Annotated in this window: 15 protein-coding genes and 1 pseudogene; 5 read left to right on the plus strand and 11 right to left on the minus strand. The window is 71.9% G+C overall.

Going from position 1 to position 16608, the window contains the following annotated elements; all coding sequences use genetic code 11:
- The 7 genes and pseudogenes from H9624_RS14025 to H9624_RS14055 form a co-directional block, all read right to left on the minus strand.
- A pseudogene (locus H9624_RS14025) lies at positions 1-261 on the minus strand (hypothetical protein); the annotation flags it as partial.
- 346 nt (positions 262-607) lie between these two features.
- The gene (locus tag H9624_RS14030; protein ID WP_251840524.1) at positions 608-1630 is read right to left on the minus strand and encodes a ferric reductase-like transmembrane domain-containing protein; all 1023 of its coding nucleotides are present in this window, start codon (positions 1628-1630) and stop codon (positions 608-610) included.
- A 216-nt stretch (positions 1631-1846) separates the two neighbouring features.
- Positions 1847-2461: a copper resistance CopC family protein gene (locus H9624_RS14035; protein ID WP_251840525.1), complete on the minus strand. Its 615-nt coding sequence runs from the start codon at positions 2459-2461 to the stop codon at positions 1847-1849.
- Between the two features lie 328 nt (positions 2462-2789).
- The gene (locus H9624_RS14040) at positions 2790-3215 is read right to left on the minus strand and encodes a hypothetical protein (protein WP_251840526.1); all 426 of its coding nucleotides are present in this window, start codon (positions 3213-3215) and stop codon (positions 2790-2792) included.
- Between the two features lie 227 nt (positions 3216-3442).
- Positions 3443-3967 (minus strand): hypothetical protein, encoded by a 525-nt coding sequence (locus H9624_RS14045; RefSeq protein WP_251840527.1) that lies wholly within the window; start codon positions 3965-3967, stop codon positions 3443-3445.
- Positions 3968-4298: 331 nt separating this feature from the next.
- The gene (locus H9624_RS14050; protein ID WP_251840528.1) at positions 4299-4472 is read right to left on the minus strand and encodes a hypothetical protein; all 174 of its coding nucleotides are present in this window, start codon (positions 4470-4472) and stop codon (positions 4299-4301) included.
- Positions 4473-4647: 175 nt separating this feature from the next.
- Positions 4648-5616, minus strand: coding sequence for a helix-turn-helix transcriptional regulator (locus tag H9624_RS14055; protein WP_251840529.1), 969 nt, complete (start codon positions 5614-5616; stop codon positions 4648-4650).
- Positions 5617-5678: 62 nt separating this feature from the next.
- Here H9624_RS14055 and H9624_RS14060 point away from each other — a divergent pair, with 62 nt between their 5' ends.
- Genes H9624_RS14060 through H9624_RS14070 form a run of 3 tightly spaced genes read left to right on the plus strand, consistent with a single transcriptional unit; the run spans position 5679 to position 10734 of the window.
- Positions 5679-6728, plus strand: coding sequence for an ABC transporter ATP-binding protein (locus tag H9624_RS14060; protein ID WP_251840530.1), 1050 nt, complete (start codon positions 5679-5681; stop codon positions 6726-6728).
- Entirely contained in the window at positions 6725-7480 is a 756-nt protein-coding gene (locus tag H9624_RS14065) for an ABC transporter permease (RefSeq protein ID WP_251840531.1), read from the plus strand. The genes H9624_RS14060 and H9624_RS14065 overlap by 4 nt, the downstream gene beginning before the upstream one ends.
- A 29-nt stretch (positions 7481-7509) precedes the next feature.
- Positions 7510-10734, plus strand: a complete 3225-nt coding sequence (locus tag H9624_RS14070; protein ID WP_251840532.1) for a DEAD/DEAH box helicase — start codon at positions 7510-7512, stop codon at positions 10732-10734.
- A gap of 6 nt (positions 10735-10740) precedes the next feature.
- Here the strand turns inward: H9624_RS14070 and H9624_RS14075 are convergent, their stop codons facing one another.
- A complete protein-coding gene (locus H9624_RS14075) occupies positions 10741-11187 on the minus strand; it encodes an HIT family protein (protein WP_251840533.1) in 447 nt (148 codons plus the stop codon).
- 47 nt (positions 11188-11234) lie between these two features.
- Between H9624_RS14075 and H9624_RS14080 the strand changes: the two genes are divergently transcribed.
- The gene (locus H9624_RS14080; protein ID WP_251840534.1) at positions 11235-11699 is read left to right on the plus strand and encodes a MarR family winged helix-turn-helix transcriptional regulator; all 465 of its coding nucleotides are present in this window, start codon (positions 11235-11237) and stop codon (positions 11697-11699) included.
- Between the two features lie 4 nt (positions 11700-11703).
- Here H9624_RS14080 and H9624_RS14085 read toward each other — a convergent pair whose 3' ends face one another.
- From H9624_RS14085 to H9624_RS14095, 3 genes are read right to left on the minus strand one after another with little or no spacing between them, the layout of a single operon-like run.
- On the minus strand, positions 11704-12387 hold the full coding sequence (locus H9624_RS14085; RefSeq protein WP_251840535.1) for a metal-dependent transcriptional regulator: 684 nt from the start codon (positions 12385-12387) through the stop codon (positions 11704-11706).
- Positions 12384-13091 (minus strand): vitamin K epoxide reductase family protein, encoded by a 708-nt coding sequence (locus H9624_RS14090; RefSeq protein WP_251840536.1) that lies wholly within the window; start codon positions 13089-13091, stop codon positions 12384-12386. Before H9624_RS14090 ends, H9624_RS14085 begins: the two co-directional genes overlap by 4 nt.
- The gene (locus H9624_RS14095) at positions 13088-14962 is read right to left on the minus strand and encodes a metallophosphoesterase family protein (protein WP_251840537.1); all 1875 of its coding nucleotides are present in this window, start codon (positions 14960-14962) and stop codon (positions 13088-13090) included. Before H9624_RS14095 ends, H9624_RS14090 begins: the two co-directional genes overlap by 4 nt.
- Positions 14963-15049: 87 nt before the next feature.
- Between H9624_RS14095 and H9624_RS14100 the strand changes: the two genes are divergently transcribed.
- A complete protein-coding gene (locus H9624_RS14100; RefSeq protein ID WP_251840538.1) occupies positions 15050-16528 on the plus strand; it encodes a glutamate-cysteine ligase family protein in 1479 nt (492 codons plus the stop codon).
- The last annotated feature ends 80 nt before the right edge of the window (positions 16529-16608 follow it).

Consider the following 16608-nt stretch of genomic DNA (forward strand, 5'->3'; position numbering starts at 1 on the left):
AGCACTACCCTGAAACACCTGTCCCGACCGGGGCTGGTTCCACGTAACCGAGCCTCTACGAAACCCGGGGCGATTCAGGCCGAGGAGGAGCGTTCCCCATGCCCATAGGAGAGCTGTCCACCCGAAGGCCTGGCTGAGCCAGTACCACCGGTGGGCATCGGGGTTGTCCATGAACGGCATGACCAGGACGGTGTTGGACTGGCCGTCTTGGGCCAAGCGGTAGAGCCACACGTAAAGCAGTGCCGTGATCACCAGTGCCACGGCGGCATCGGGCAGCGCGCCGACAAGGTCCTTGCGTAAGCGTGGGTCAGCGCCGCGACGGGCCCGAGTCGCCTCGTGAACGTCAGTCATCGTGTGGGGTCCCGTCTGAGGGGGCGGAGTGCCGAGCGATTCTCGCCAGGCCGGGCGACCGCTTCGGTGCGTGCCCATGGCGACTGTACTCACGAGCGCTTAGCCGTTGGTCGGGTTCGAGGCGGTGCCTGCTCAGGGCGGCGCAGCAGGGCGATGGTGGCCCGCGAGGTTCCCTGGCGGCTCTCGATCCACGCGGGATGAGAAATGTCAGTGCGCCGATAAGTATCCCGACGAGCTGCGTGAGCGCGCCGTGCGGTTAGGCAGCGGCCCGCTCTTGCTCTCGGCGCCGCTCGGTTCGATGGGCCCGGACCACGCAACTTGCGACCACCAGGACGAAGACCGCGAACCCTACCCAGATCATGGTCTGAGTGACGTTCAGGGGTGCCCCGTCGACGTTCGGCGTGCGCCCGCCATCGCGCCCGGTGGCGGCAACGAGCAGCAGCACCACGATCGTCGCCGTGGCGGCGAGGCGCCCCACCAAGCGGCCAAGACGGTCGGTAACGGTCGCGCCGGGCCGGTATGCCGGGCGCAGCAGCCGCACCAGGAGCAGCCCGGCGACGGGCAGCTGCAACAGCCATACGGTGGTCCGGAAAGCGCCGTCGTACCAGACGTTCGTCCCGTACAGCAGCGTGTGCCACACGCTCAGGACGTACACGACGATGATCGAGGCGTGCAGTGCCCGCCACAGTCGGGCCCCCATGGCGCGCCGCGCATAGAACGCCAGGCCCAGTGGGATCGCGAGGTAGAGGGCCAGCAACCCGATGAGGATCGCGATCACGCCCGTGCCGCTGCCGTAGCCGCCCGGGACGAAGGAGTCGACGAACGCGCGCCACAGGCGCCCCGCCCACCCGGCTTCCGCGCGGTTCTCGCGCACCATCTCCGCGAAGAACCAGAACGCGTGAGCGAACATCAGGGCGATCGTGGTCAGGCTCGTCTGCCGGTGCCACCTCTCGATCTGCGACACCGACACGGGCAGCCAGCTCGGGTGCCGACTCGAGCGCACCAGCCCCAGCATCACGGTGATCCACGCCCACAGCAGCCCAGACCACCCGAACGCCTGACACAGCCAGTACATCCAGTACCCCGGCGCGTCGGCGATGTCAGGCATCACCACGATCGTGGCTGAGGTTCCCGCATCCACACGCCAGTAGAGCAGCGCGAAGATCGCCCCGGTGACGACCAGCGCGACGCTCGCATCGAGCGTGGCTCCGCGTAGGTCCTGCTTGAGGGCGTGGAAGTCGAACAGCGCCCTCCGGCGCGTTGCGGTCGTCCCAGTCATCGATGACCCTTCCCATCTCTGCCGGTAGGCAGACGTGCTCGACGTTGAACACTCAGCACTATGGGTCACGAGTACGCGAAAGACCTAACCCAACCGACACAAGGTCCAACATCCGGCCGAATCAGTACCCGGCGGACCTATCCACGGCGGAACGTAGTTCCGCCCGCCGACATCACGACCCCACTCCCGCCGTGGCGAAACGGCTGGACTCTCTGCTCACACGCGGTCGGTGCGCCGCCGCTTCACGATGAGGAGGATGAGCGCGGCGACGGCGCCGACCGCCGCTACGGCGATGGCGACCTTGGCGACCGTGGACAGCCCGGACTCCTCGGCGGTCTCGGCCGGCTCGGTCGTCGCAGCCTCGCTCGCGCGCTCGGTGGTGGCCGGCTCGGCCGCGGCAGGCTCGGTCGGCTCGGTGGTGGCAGGCTCGGTCGGCTCGGCGGGCGCGGTGACCTCAAAGGGGATGACGCCGTCGATCGGGTGGCCGTCGCTGGAGGCCACGCGCCAGCGCACCTCAAGCTGCCCCGCCGGCAGCTCGGCGTCGAGCGCGAGGACGACGTCGGCCCCGTCGAGGGTGCCCTCGCCCTCGACGAGGGTCGTGCCGTCGGCATCGACGACGGTGATCACCGAGCCGACCTCCAGTGGCGGGTTGTTGAAGGTCAGCGTGATCGACTCCGGCGGCGCGTCGAGCACCGCCCCGTCGGCGGGGTCGGAGGCGACGAGCATGTCGTGGGCCTGGGCCGCGGGCCCGAGGCCAAGCGTCCCGAGGAGGACGAGCAGGACGAGGGCGGCGAAGCGGGCGCGACGGCGAGCGGCAACGATCGTGGTCATGGGCCCATGCTAGACAGACCGGCGGCGGGGTGGTCCCACCGCCCGTACCACCGGCGCCCCTCTGTCGGCCCGTCGCTCTGAGCGGCGCGGTCGCGCGCCACCTCCTCATCGGCCAGGCCAGCCCAGACCAAGGGCGGCCGCACGGAGAACCTCGTTTTCGGGCAGAGAGTCGTCGTCCCGCATGAGGATCCCGCTGCGAGACACGTCCCTCCACATCCCACTGGCGGGTGTCGCGCCGTCGCTTCGGGTTCCGTTGCGGGACGTCGGCAGCGCACATGCTCAGGCGCCCCTCCGGTCGCCGCGGTGGCGGCTTCCGGTGGTACGAGATCTAAATTCTCGCTTCCGAACTGACGCGTCGACCGAGACGCCAACGCACGCCGCTGGCCTCGACCGTCAGCGTAGGGATCGGGCGTCGGCGGATGAGGCTCGGTCGATACGTCACTTCTCCCGCGCCCCGCAGGTAGGCACGCACAAGGAGGGCGAGATCCCGAAGATCTGCTTCCTTCTCCCGCTCGTCATCGTCGTAGTTGAAGCGGATGTTGCCCACGTCCAAGTCGGGGATGTGAGCCTGGAACCACTCGTAACTAGCCACGAGGCACCCGTCGCGTTCCTGGATATACGGCACTGCGCGACTGGTCACCCGCACGCGGTAGGCATCGGGCGCGTCGTGGTCGTCATACTCGTGGACGAAAACGGAATCGTCGAAGACCTCATCGACCACTCGATGAAGCACTGCTCTGATGTCGACGACCACCCTTTCAGTATGGCAGGGCGCCACCCCTTCAAAAAGCAAATGAGCTTGTCGCTCCGCACTTTGGACGCAGCCCGGCGGCACCGCGCAGAGCGATCCCGCTGCGGATCCCTCAGCGGCACTTACGGCCCGGTCTCGAAGCTACGACGACACGCGAGCCGACCGGAACGGCGTTCAACGGGGAGACGTGCTCGTAACAGGGCTCCGTATGGGAAACCACGGGACGACTTTCAGGGTGAATCAGGCGTGTCGAGGCCTTCTAGCAACCAGGATAGATGCTCTGTATGGACAGAGATTTCAATCACACCTTCCGCGTCAATGACTCGCAGGAAACTGTTGGTCCCAATAGGTCCCATAAGTAGGTCGCGCCAGCCTCTTGGGTCCGCGAACTCGGCAATGGTCCCGGTGCTCACAGTAAACGGCGCAACCGACGGGCCAGCAAGCGGAGTGATGTGGATTGCACGGCCTGCTGGCCGCACCTCGGCCTTTCGCCACCGCTTGCTCAGGCGAGGATGGCCATCCGGAGAACGAACGGACACACCCAGGTAGCCCTCCCGAGCGGTCGTAGCTCGGTTGGTGCTGGCACCCACGCGGATGCCGATGAGCACTGCCACCGAGATTAGCGAACCTGCAACCAGCGCATTGAGGAAAGCGCGACCGACATCTAGACCTGCCAGCCAGAATATCAAGGTTGCCACAGCCACGTACAGAACCACGAGAGTGGCCAGCGCTGGAAGTTGGCGCTTGCTGGCCATACTTCTTCTCCTTCCAGGCGATTCACGCCAGCTTCTCGTTGTTAAGTCCGACCTACGCGTCGAACCGAAGCGCCGGCGGTCCGGCTCACGACTGCTCAAACGCTCTTGACGCGCGATATAAGCGTGCCATGGACCGCCCGCTGCGGAGGCGCTGCAGGCCATCGCGGACACCCACGCCCGAGTGTCCGCAAGACCCGCCCGGGCAGGTTTTCCGGTGACTGCGCGTCATATGGGACGCGTCTGTCGTCCCGTACGAGAGATTCTCAGAGTCATCCAGGGAAAACGAACGGGCCCGGCACGCCGTAGCGTGCCGGGCCCTGGGCGCGGGCGGTCATGCGCGTGGCAGTGACGCGTTGCGCACGACCGCGCGCGGCCCGATACCCGCCCAGCGTCCCCGGCGGCCCCGCAGGACGCGGGTGGCCGGACGGCGCTGGAGGTGGACGTAGTCCGCGAGCGGCATTCCCATGGCGCTGGCGGACATGTCACCGATCATGACGGATGACATGACAGATTCCTGACTTTCTCGTGGTGGAGTCCCCTGAGGGGACGACGGCATGGCCCGGTGCACGGGCAGGGATCGCGACCTCGTCGTCGGGATCCCAGCGGCGACGAGGCCTGCTACGCGAGCAGTCGGATGGCCATGACGAGAACTGTGCCAGGGGCTCTCTCGGGGACGCCACTCATTTAACGGCGTCCGCGGTGGCCTCGGTGAGCCGCCGGCCGAAGCCCGCGAGCGCACCCACCGCCTCCTCCGTCCCGCTCACCGTCCACGAGGCGTCGGGCGGGATCCACGCCGGCCCGTAGACGAGGTCGGCGAGGGAGCCGCCCGCCACGGGCCAGTCGGTTCCGCCCGCCTCGTTGGGGGTCGCCCCGGTCGACCAGACCCCGAAGTGCTTGCGCATCTCCTCGGGGCTCATGTCGAGGTGGACCACTGCCTCCAGCGGGTAGCTCTGGCTGTCCGTGTCGGTCGCGAGGATCAGCTCGGAGGGGTCGTCCACCGGCAGCTCGCGCGGGGCGGTCCGCACCCCCGTGCGCAGCAGCCCGGAGAGGCGGTCGAGACGGAAGGTGCGCCAGTCCTCCCGGTCCAGGTCCCAGCACACGAGGTACCAGCGCGGCCCGTTGGACACGAGCGTGTGCGGCTCGACGTGACGGGAGGCCTCGACGTCGAGGGCGGTGACGTAGCGGAAGCGGACCCGCTCGTGGTCGCGGCACGCGAGCGCCAGCTCGGCGACGACGTCGGGGTCCACGGCCCGCCCCCGCCCGCCCGCCGGCACGGCGTACTCCTGGAGGGCGGACACCCGCCGGCGCAGGTGCGGAGCGAGCATCTGCTCGAGCTTGACGAGCGCGCTCAGCGCGGTGTGCTCCCCCAGCCCCTGGACGGCCGCGACCCGCAGGCCGACGGCGATCGCCACGGCCTCGTCGTCGTCGAGGAGCAGCGGGGGCAGGCGACCGCCCGCCTCGAGCCGGTACCCGCCGTCGAGGCCTGGGCGGGCGCTGACCTCGTAGCCGAGCTCGCGCAGCCGATCGACGTCGCGGCGCAGCGTGCGTGCGCTGACACTGAGCCGCTCGCGCAGCTCCCGCCCGGACCACGACCGGTGGGTCTGGAGCAGGGAGAGCAGGCGCAGGGCACGCGCGGTGGGATCGGCCATGCCGAGAATGTACCGATCAATGCGGCCAGCATCTGGCCGCATCGGCTCGTAACGTCCTCGTCATGACTCCGATCATCAGCACCAAGGGGCTCACGAAGACCTTCCACCGCAAGGGCGGTGAGGAGGTCGTCGCGGTCAGCGACCTCACGATGGACATCGAGCCCGGCTCCCTCACGGCCTTCCTCGGGCCCAACGGGGCCGGCAAGTCCACCTCCCTGCGCATGCTCACCACGCTCCTGCCGCCCACGAGCGGGCAGGCGACCGTCTGCGGCTTCGACATCACCCGCCAGCAGGCCGACGTGCGGCGGTCCATCGGCTACATCGGCCAGAAGAACGGCGCCGCCCAGTACTACCGGGTGCGCGACGAGCTCGTCTCCCAGGGCGCGTTCTACGGCCTGGGCCGCGTCGAGCGACGCCGCCGCGCGGACGAGCTCATGGAGATCCTCGGCCTCACCGACCTCGCCACCCGCACGACGATGACCCTGTCCGGCGGCCAGCGCCGGCGCGTGGACATCGCGCTCGGCCTCGTCCCCGCCCCGCGGCTCCTCTTCCTCGACGAGCCGTCCACCGGCCTGGACCCGCAGTCCCGCTCCCACCTGTGGGACCACATCCTCACCCTGCGTGAGCGCTACGGGATGACCCTGCTCCTCACCACCCACTACCTCGACGAGGCCGACCGCTTCGCCGAGCGGGTGATGATCGTCGACCAGGGCCGGCTCATCGCCGACGACACCTCCGCCCGGCTCAAGGCGAACCTCGCCGGGGACCGCATCGTCCTCACCCTGCGTGGCACCGGCCCCGACGACGGCGCCCTCGCCACCCTGCGGCGCGTCGCCGCCCGCGGTGACGACGTCGAGCACGCGCCCGTCGCGGTGCCGGAGGGGCCGGCGGTGCGGTACGCCGTCGTCGTCGACCACGGCGACCGCGTGCTCCCCGCGCTGCTCGCCGACCTCGCGGCCGGCGGCCACCGGGTCGTCGCCGCGGAGCTCCACCAGCCCACCCTCGACGACGTCTTCCTCCGCCTCACCGGCCGCAGCCTGCGCGAGGAGCAGGCCACCACCGGCACCGACACCCCCGCCCAGCCCGCCCTCACCCCCGGAGGCCCCCAGTGAGCACCGTCGTCACCGACACCCGCAACGTCCTCGTCCGCGAGCTGTGGCCGGTCCTGCGCGACCCGTTCAGCGTCATCTTCTCCCTGCTCCAGCCCCTCGTCTTCCTCGCGTTCTTCGGCCCGCTGCTCAGCGGCATGACCGGCCTGCCACTGGCCGAGTCCTTCCAGTGGTTCGTCCCGGGCATCATCGTCATGAGCACCCTGTTCGGCACCGCGATGGCCGGCTCGAACCTCCTCTACGAGCTCCAGTCCGGCTCTCACGAGCGCATGCTCGTCACGCCCGTGGCCCGCTCGGCCCTCATGGTGGGGCGCGCGCTGAAGGAGATGGTGCCGCTCGCCGTCCAGGCGGTGATCATCACGCTCGTGGCCTCGATCTTCGGCTTCCGCCCGCACCTGCCCGGCATGGCGCTGGGCCTGGTCGTCCTCGCCGCCTTCGGGATCGGTCTCGGGGCGCTCAGCTACTCCCTGGGGATCGCAGCGCGGGAGCGGGACTGGATGTTCTGGGCGGTCCAGCAGGCGCTGATCTTCCCGCTCATGATCCTGTCCGGGATGCTCCTGCCGCTGGAGGCGGCGCCGCGCTGGATGCAGGTGCTGTCCCAGCTCAACCCGCTCACCTACCTCGTCGAGGCCGAGCGGGCGCTGTTCAACGGGCAGCTCACCGAGCCCGCGGTGTGGCAGGGCGCACTGGCCGCCGTCGTGCTCGCGACGGTCGGGCTCACGGTGGGGATCAGGATGATGCGGCGCAGCATCTGAGTGTCGGAGGCCGCGGTTACCGTAGGCGGGTGGACCTGACCGAGAGCGACGTGCGGGCGCTGCAGAACCTCACGCTCCCGGACGACGCCACCCTCGCGCGGTGGTTCGACCACGGCACGGTGGAGCGCGGCACCGACTACGCGCGGCGCGGCATGGTCCAGCGGCTCCACGTCGACCCGGACGAGCGGGCCCTGTTCGCCACCGTCCGCGGCAGCGGAGCCGCCTCCTACCAGTGCTTCGTCGTCCTGTACCCCGACGCGCAGGTCTCGGTCCACTGCACCTGCCCGGTGAAGATGGGCTGCAAGCACGGCGTGGCGGTGGTCGTCGCGGCCCGGGAGGCGAGCATCACCGGCATCCGTCCCGCCTGGGAGCGCGCCCTGGACGACGCCGTCACCGACGCGGGCGCGGGCAGGGGGCACCCGCGGGGGCCCCCGCTCGCGGGGGTCGTCGCGCGCGGGGCGACCGCGGCGGCGGCCGGGCGCAGCGCCGCCCGCGTCCGCATGGCCCCGGTGATCGCCGGCGCCAAGGGCCAGTGGGTGCGCACCGGCGTGAGCTGGCAGACCGTGCGGTGGACGTGGAGCCGCTACGTCCCCGCCCACGCGGAGGCGCTGCGCGCGCTCATCGCCTCCCACCCCCACGCCTACGGCACCCACGTCTTCCTCGACGAGCTCGGCCCCGCCGTGTGGCCGCTCCTCCAGCAGGTGGTGGACGCCGGCGTCGCGCTCGTGCCCCACCGCAGCGTCAAGGGCGAGGTCACGCTCAGCAGCGCACCCGCCGACGTCACCCTCGACGTCTCCGCCCACCCCATCCACGACGGCGTGCGCGTGGCCCCGTCGGTGCGCGTCGCCGGCCGCACCGCCGGGGCCCACGCCGTCGCCTTCGTCGGCCACCCGGTGCACGGGGTGGCCGTGAGCGACGGCGGCCTCGTCCTCGCGCCGCTGGCCCGCCCGCTGCCGCTCGGCGCCTCCGAGCTCGTCACCGGCGAGCCGCTCCACATCCCGCCCGACGGCGTCGACCGCTTCCGCCGCGACTTCTACCCCCGCCTGCGCCGGCTGCTGCCCGTGCGGTCCTCCGACGACGCCGTCGACCTCCCCGAGGTCCTCGCCCCCGTCCTCGTCCTCACGGTGGAGCACCTGCCCGAGTTCGTCGTCCGCCTCGCCTGGTCCTTCCGCTACCAGTCCGGGGAGACGGTCGCGGACCTGCCCGTCGGCAGCGACGACGACGCCGCACCGGCAGCCGACTGGGTGCGCGACCACGCGGCCGAGCGGCGCCTGCTCGACGGTCTCGACCTGCCCGCCGAGCTCCCCCGCCACACCTCCGGGCGCGGACCCGCGCCCGTCGCCGAGCTGCGCCGGCTGGACGCCGCCCGCTTCACCGAGGACGGCCTGGACCGCCTGCGCCGGGCCAACCCCGCCGTCGTCGTCGAGGTGAGCGGTGAGGTGCCCGACTACAAGCACGTCGACGCCGCCCCCACCATCTCCCTCACCGCCACCGACACCCCGCAGGGCGACTGGTTCGACCTCGAGGTGGCCGTCGAGCTCGAGGGCGAGCCGGTGCCCTTCGGTCACCTCTTCCGCGCGCTCGCCACGGGCGAGCCACACCTGTTCCTGCCTTCCGGCACCTACGTCAGCCTCGACCGTCCCGAGCTCGACCAGCTGCGCCAGCTCATCGCCGAGGCCGGCGGCCTCCACGACGAGGAGTCCGGCACGCTGCGCGTCACCGCCTACCAGGCCGACCTGTGGCAGGAGCTCGTCGCCATCGGCGTGGTCGCCGAGCAGAGCGAGCGGTGGCGGCGCACGGTCGACGCGCTCGTCACCGGTCCCCCGCCCGGGCAGGTCGACGTGCCCGCCGGCCTGCGTGCCGAGCTGCGCTCCTACCAGCGCGAGGGCTACGAGTGGATCTCCACGCTGTGGGAGGCGGGGCTGGGCGGGATCCTCGCCGACGACATGGGTCTGGGCAAGACCCTCCAGACCCTCGCCGCCGTCCTGCGTGCCAAGGAGACCGGCCGGCTCACCGCGCCGGTGCTCGTCGTCGCGCCCACGTCCGTCGTCGGCGGCTGGGCGAGCGAGGCGGCCCGCTTCACCCCCGACCTCACGGTGCAGACCGTCGAGCAGACCGCCGCCAAGGCGCGGGTGCCGCTCGCCGAGCACGTCGCGGGGGCCGACGTCGTCGTCACGTCCTACGCGCTGCTGCGCCTGGACTTCGCGTCCTACGACGCGCTCGACTGGTCGGTGCTCGTCCTCGACGAGGCGCAGATGGTGAAGAACCACCAGGCCAAGACGCACGTGTGCGCGCGGAAGATCGCCGCCCCGGTCAAGCTCGCGATCTCCGGCACCCCGCTGGAGAACAGCCTCATGGACCTGTGGGCGCTGCTGTCCATCACGGCGCCCGGTCTGTTCCCCGACCCCCGCGACTTTACCGTCGCCTACCGCAACCCGATCGAGCGGGAGCACGACTCCGCGGCGCTGGACCGGCTGCGTCGCCGCACCCGGCCCTTCATCCGGCGCCGCACCAAGGAGGAGGTGGCCCAGGAGCTGCCGCCCAAGCAGGAGCAGGTGCTCACCGTCCCGCTCACGGCGCGCCACCGGAAGATCTACGACACCCACCTCGCGCGGGAGCGGCGCAAGATCCTCGGTCTCGTCGACGACATGGACAAGAACCGCTTCACGATCTTCCGCTCCCTCACCCTCCTGCGGCAGCTCGCGCTGGCGCCCGCGCTCGTCGACCCGGAGTACGAGGGCGTGGGGTCGAGCAAGGCCGAGGCCTTCCTCGAGCAGCTCGCCGAGCTCGTCTCCGAGGGCCACCGGGCACTGGTGTTCAGCCAGTTCACCGGTTACCTCGGGCTGGTGCGGGAGCGGCTCGAGCAGCAGGGCATCGACTACTGCTACCTCGACGGCAGCACAAGAGGCCGCCCGGCCCGCATCCGGGAGTTCAAGGAGGGGCAGGCGCCGGTCTTCCTCATCAGCCTCAAGGCCGGCGGGGTGGGGCTCAACCTCACCGAGGCCGACTACTGCTTCATGCTCGACCCCTGGTGGAACCCCGCGGTGGAGGAGCAGGCGATCGACCGCACGCACCGCATCGGGCAGGACCGCACCGTCATGGTCTACCGGATGGTCGCCGAGGGGACGATCGAGGAGAAGGTCATGGCGCTGGCCGACCGCAAGCGCGAGCTCGCCGGGCGCGTGCTCGCCGGCGGCACCACGGCCGCCTCGGCCCCGCTCTCCGCGGACGACATCCGCGAGCTGCTGGGCTGAGCCGGCTCAGAGCCGGGCGGAGTCCAGCACTCGGGGCACGTGGGCGCCGTGGCCGGCCTCGCGCAGCGCCTCCCGCAGTCGCTCCGCCGCGGCGTCGAGCTCCTCCGGCGGGACGTCCCCGCGGGCCCGGTCCAGGCGCAGCGCGCCCTCGTCCCAGGCGGGCAGGACGTGGACGTGCAGGTGCGGGACCTCGAAGCCGGCGACCATGACGGCGGCGCGTGGCGCGTCCCACGCCGCGCGCTGCGCGCGCCCGATCGTGGCCGCGACGACGGCCAGGTGGGCGACGAGATCGTCCGGCGCGTCGGTCAGCTGGTCGACCTCGATCCGCGGCACGACAAGGACATGTCCGTCCGTGACGGGGGCGACGGTGGAGAAGGCGACGCACACGTCGTCGGCCCAGACGAAGCGTCCCGGGATCTCCCCGGCGATGATCCTGCTGAAGACGGTGCTCATGGCGCCAGGGTATCGACCACTACGATCGGTGGGACGAGAGGGACGAGGTGCCAGGACAGGACGAGCGTGCAGTCTCCACCCGGACGGCCGCCGAGGCGTGGGAGGAGCTCTTCCGCGCGCAGGTCACCCTCATGCGCCGCTTCGAGGCCGGCGACGACTTCGCGCCGCTCACCTCGCGCGAGTACGACGTCCTGTTCCAGCTGAGTCTCGGCGAGGACCGGGCGATGCGCATGCGCGACCTCACCGCACTCATCCTCCTGTCCCAGCCCAGCCTCAGCCGCATGGTCGACCGCCTCAGTGCCCGAGGGCTCCTCGAGCGGCGCGCCGCCCCGGGCGACGCGCGCGGCGTGGTCGTCGCCCTCACCGACGAGGGACTGCGGCTGCAGCGGGAGATCGGGCGCCACCACGTGCGCTCGATCCGCCGCTACGTCGGCGGCGCGCTGGACGAGGACGAGCTGCGCACCCTGCAGCACCTGGCGCACAAGCTGCGCACCGCCCAGCGCCACCTCTGAGGGGTCAGGCAGTCACCCACACCGCCGCGACGGCGGGGTCCCCGAGCTCGACGGGCTCCCCCGCCGACTCCCCGGGCGGGGTGACGGTGAAGAGGGTCGTGCCGACGTAGGGCCGGGCCTCGACGACGGCGACGTGCGCGTCCAGCCGCACCCCGACGTCGGCGAGGTGGCGCAGCACCTGCGGCTCGGCGTCGGAGATCCGCACGACCCTGCCGCCCTCCCCCGCGGGGGTCTGGGCCAGCGGGCGGGTGGGCGGCACGGTGACCTCCCCGCCGACCGTGGGGATGGGGTCCCCGTGCGGGTCGCGGACGGGGTGGCCGAGGAGCCGGTCGATGCGCTCGACGAGCAGGTCGGAGACGGCGTGCTCGAGGACCTCGGCCTCGTCGTGGACCTCGTCCCACTCGTAGCCCAGGTGCTCGACGAGGAGGGTCTCGATGAGCCGGTGGCGGCGCACCATCGCCAGCGCCGCCTGCCGGCCGCGGCCGGTGAGGGAGATGCCCCCGTAGCGCTCGTGGTGGACCAGGCCCTCGTCCGCGAGGCGCCGGACGGTCTCCGAGGCGGTCGACGCCGAGACCCCCATCCGCGCCGCGAGGGCGCTGACGCTCGTCGCCGGCCCACCCCACTCCACCGCGGCGTAGATCGCCTTGAGGTAGTCCTGGGTGACGTTCGAGGTGGGCAGCTGGGTCACAGGATCAGCATCCACTGGTCCCAGAAGACGACACCGATGAGGAGGAGAACGACGGCGTACCAGACCGTGATGACCAGGGCGCGGTCCTGGACGAGGAAGCGCCGCAGACCCTCGGGGGCCGGCAGGTGGCGGCCCTGGAAGCCGCGGGCGAGGACGTTGACGACGATCGGGATCGTCACCGCCCACACGACGAGGCAGTAGGGGCACAGCCCGCGGAGGTTGGTGAAGGCCTGGTACTGGAACCACGAGATCCACACGGCCGCGACCACGGAGCCGGCCATGAGCAGCACCCAGTACACGCGCGGGAGCCGCCCCCCGCCGAGGAGCGCGACGCCGGTCGCGGTGACGACGGCGAAGCCGATCGTGCCGAGGACGGCGTTGGGCGGACCGAGCACCGAGGCCTGCCACGACAGGACGAACTTGCCGCAGCCGATGAGCGGGTTGATGTCGCAGCCGAGCGCGGCGTTCGGGTCCCGCAACAGCTTCTGCGTGGACAGGATGAGCATGACCGAGGCCCAGGTGCCGAGCGCGCCACCGATGGTGAGGAGCCAGCCCAGGCCGCGGGTGCTACCGCCGGCGAGCTGGTGCTCGGTGGGCCGGGCGGGGTCGAGGGCCGCGAGGGCCTCCTCCTCGGCGAGCAGCTCCTCGTCCGTGAGGGCGTCCTCGTCCGCGGTGACGTCCTCGGCCCGCTGCTGCTGGCTCATCTGCGCTCCGTTCCCGCGGACGACTCCGCGTCGGTCGGGTCCCCGCTGGGCCCGTCGGTCCCAGTATCGCCGCTCGTCGGCGCCGAGTCAGCAGGGTCCGGGAACCGGTACCAGCGCCCCAGCTCGACGGTCGTGTCCGTGCCGACCGTCACCACCCGGTAGTCGAGCGGGCGGCCGCTCGCGGCGTCGACGCGCAGCACCGTCATCTCCGCGGGCCCGTTGAGCGGGCCGACCGTCGCACCGCCCGACGCGCCGGCGGTGCTCGCGCTGACGTACCGGGTGCCGGCGCCGTGGACCTCCGGCCCCTCGCGACGGTGCCAGTGCCCCGACAGCGCGAGCGGCACGCACCCCTGCTCGAGTGCCGGGAGCGCGGCGCGGGGGTTGTGGATGAGCATGATGTCGGCCCGGTCGGCGGAGCACGCCGCCTCGGCGAGCCGCTCCCCCATCTCCGGCACGGTCTCCTCGCGCTCGGGCCGGGTGCCCTCGCCGACGGCGGTGAGCGTGGGGTCGGTGTCGCCGAGGATCCGCACGCCGTCGACCTCGACGACGTCCCCGCCCAGGACGACGTACCCGGCGTCGCGCATCTGCTGCGCAGTGGTGACGGAGTCGTGGTTGCCGGTGGACACGACCATCGGGAGGTCGTCGGGGACCTCCCCGGCGAAGGCGTTGACGCAGTAGGACTCCACGGCCGTCCCGCTCATCACGGTGTCGCCCGCGTCGAGGACGGCGCTCGCCCCGCTCAGGCGCGCGGCGCCGGCGACGACGGACGCCATCCCGACGTTGCAGTGGAGGTCGCTGACGAGGAGGAAGGTCACCGGCTCCACCCGCGCGGGCGCCTCGGTGGCCTCCTCCGACGCGGGCGCGGCACCGCCGTCGGGCGAGGCGGTGGAACCGGGCTCGGCGGCGTCGTCGGCCGGCGTGGCGTCGTCGGCTGGCGTGGCGTCGTCGGCGGGGGTCGTGGCGTCGTCGGCCGGCGGGACGTCGTCGGCCGGCGGGGCGGCGGCGTCGTCGGTGGCGGTGTCGGTGGGCGCGGGGCTGACGATGGGGATGCCGGGCGGGCGGGACGGGGCGCGGTCCTGGGCATAGGCGGCCTCGAGGTTGTCGTTGACCGAGGCGTAGAAGGCCTCGTTCTCCTCGTAGGCCTCGACGAGGTAGCCCCCGTAGGTGTCGATGAGCTGGGCCATCCGGCCGGTCATCCGCAGGTCCTCCATCGGCGTGCCGGCGAGCGCGCTGATGGTCCGGCCGGGCGCGGGACGGTCGCGCACGGTCAGGGCCGTGGGCACCGCCACCAGCGTGACGACGACGACGGCGACGAGCGGCACCACCCCGGGGCGCCGCGCCGCGTGGGCGACCTCGCGGCGCAGCAGCCCGCGGGAGGCGAGCCGCGCGCCGGCGACGACGAGGAGGACGGTCCCGGCGACGATCGCCGCGCGGCCGAGGGCGTCGCGGACCAGCGCGCTGACGGCGTCGGCGACGACGGCGTCGGGGTGCGCCACGACCTGCGCGTACGCGGCGAGGTCGCCGGCCAGGCCGGTGGCCGGGCTGGGCTGCACGGCCGTGAGCTCGGCCGGGATCTCCTGGACGACGACCTCCACGCCCAGCGGCCACGGCATCGGGGAGTCGAGGAGGACCGTGCCGAGCGGACCGAGGTCGACGACGATCTCGTGCTGCGCCGTCACCTCGTAGTGGGCGACGTGCGGGCCCAGGGAGGAGTCGGTCGACGCGGTGAGCACACCGACGACGCCGGAGAGCAGCACCGTGACGACGAGCAGGAGGGCGGTGCGGATGAGGCGTCGCGTCGTCGTCGTCTGCCGGTGCCACCACGGCCAGCGCCGTCGCGGCGCGTCGGTCTGCTCGTCGTCGTCCACCATCACCCCCATTGTCGCCCAGCCCGGCGCGCGTGCCGAGCGGCGTGTCATGTGGTTCGCTCACCAGCGAGTCGAGAGAAGGAGCAGGGCGTGGGTGAGGACATCTCCGGGACGACGTTCACGCGCGCGGACCATGCGAGGTACCGCGCGAAGATCCGCCGGTGCCTGGACACGCTCGAGGCGATGCTCGACGCGGGCGTCTTCGTCGAGGACGAGTGGCGCACCGGCCTGGAGATCGAGCTCGGTCTCGCCGGCCCGGACATGCGCCCGTTCCACCGCAACGCCGAGGTGCTCGAGCGCATCGCCGACCCGCTCTACCAGACCGAGCTGGGCACGTTCACCATCGAGCTGAACGTCGAGCCGCGGCGCATCGACGGCCAGTCCCTCGAGCAGCTCGAGGCGGCGCTGCGCCGCAACCTCAACCGCGCGCGTGACCGCGCCGGGGACGTCGGCGCGGAGCTCGTCATGGTGGGCATCCTGCCGACGCTGCCGGCGCCGCCCGCCGGGCGCAGCTGGTTCACCGCGAGCGACCGCTACGTCGCGCTGGACGAGGCCGTCATGAACTCGCGGCGCGAGGACATCACGCTGCGCATCAGCGGTCCCGAGCCGCTGTCGCTGACGATGGACTCGATCATCGCCGAGGCCGCGTGCACCTCCACCCAGCTCCACCTCCAGGTGACGCCCCGGCGGTACGCCGACTACTGGAACGCCTCGCAGCTGCTCGCCGGCCCCCAGCTCGTCATGGGCGCCAACTCCCCCTTCCTCTTCGGCCACCACCTCCAGGCCGAGACGCGCGTGGAGACCTTCCTCCAGGCGACCGACACCCGGTCGGTCGAGCTGCGCAACCAGGGCGTGCGGCCGCGGGTGTTCTTCGGGGACCGGTGGATCACCTCGATCTTCGACCTCTTCGAGGAGAACGTCCGCTACTTCCCGGCGCTCCTGCCGGTGAGCAGCGACGAGGACCCGGCCGCAGTGCTCGCGGCCGGCGGCACGCCGTCGCTGGCCGAGCTGCGGCTGCACAACGGGACCGTCTACCGGTGGAACCGCCCGATCTACGACGTCCAGGACGGTCGCCCGCACCTGCGGGTGGAGAACCGGGTGCTGCCCGCCGGGCCGAGCGTCGTCGACACCCTCGCCAACGCGGCCTTCTTCTACGGGATGGTCGTCGAGCTCGTCACCGACGAGCGGCCGCTGTGGTCACGGATGTCCTTCGACGCGGCCCGCGACAACTTCCACGCCGCCGCGCGGTACGGGATCGACGCGCGGCTGTACTGGCCCGGCCTCGGCGAGGTGTCGGGCACCGAGCTCGTCCTCGACACGCTGCTGCCGATGGCGGCGCGCGGCCTGGAGCGGCTGGGCGTGGAGGCCTCGGCCGCGGGGAAGTACCTCGACATCATCGAGGCCCGTGCCCGGCTGCGCCGCAACGGCGCCACGTGGCAGGTGGCCGCCGTCGAGGCCTACGAGGAGCGCGGCAAGGACCGCCGCGACGCCCTCCACCTCATGCTCGCCGACTACGTCCGCCACATGCACGGCGCGGGCCCGGTCCACACCTGGGAAGTCCCCACCTGACCCACCTGACCCCACCCCCCGCATATGCAGGAAATCTACGGCTCTCCGTGCGGAACGGCTGCAGATTTCCCGCATATGCG

The sequence above is a fragment of the Oceanitalea stevensii genome (assembly GCF_014837105.1).
Classification (GTDB): Bacteria; Actinomycetota; Actinomycetes; order Actinomycetales; family Actinomycetaceae; genus Oceanitalea; species Oceanitalea stevensii.

Coding starts and splice junctions, on each gene's coding strand:
- H9624_RS14090 (WP_251840536.1), bottom strand. CDS start 13,091: ATGAGCCAGCAGCAGCGGGCCGAGGACGTCACCGCGGACGAGGACGCC.
- H9624_RS14050 (WP_251840528.1), bottom strand. CDS start 4,472: ATGTCATCCGTCATGATCGGTGACATGTCCGCCAGCGCCATGGGAATG.
- H9624_RS14035 (WP_251840525.1), bottom strand. CDS start 2,461: ATGACCACGATCGTTGCCGCTCGCCGTCGCGCCCGCTTCGCCGCCCTC.
- H9624_RS14055 (WP_251840529.1), bottom strand. CDS start 5,616: ATGGCCGATCCCACCGCGCGTGCCCTGCGCCTGCTCTCCCTGCTCCAG.
- H9624_RS14045 (WP_251840527.1), bottom strand. CDS start 3,967: ATGGCCAGCAAGCGCCAACTTCCAGCGCTGGCCACTCTCGTGGTTCTG.
- H9624_RS14030 (WP_251840524.1), bottom strand. CDS start 1,630: ATGACTGGGACGACCGCAACGCGCCGGAGGGCGCTGTTCGACTTCCAC.
- H9624_RS14060 (WP_251840530.1), top strand. CDS start 5,679: ATGACTCCGATCATCAGCACCAAGGGGCTCACGAAGACCTTCCACCGC.
- H9624_RS14095 (WP_251840537.1), bottom strand. CDS start 14,962: ATGGTGGACGACGACGAGCAGACCGACGCGCCGCGACGGCGCTGGCCG.
- H9624_RS14075 (WP_251840533.1), bottom strand. CDS start 11,187: ATGAGCACCGTCTTCAGCAGGATCATCGCCGGGGAGATCCCGGGACGC.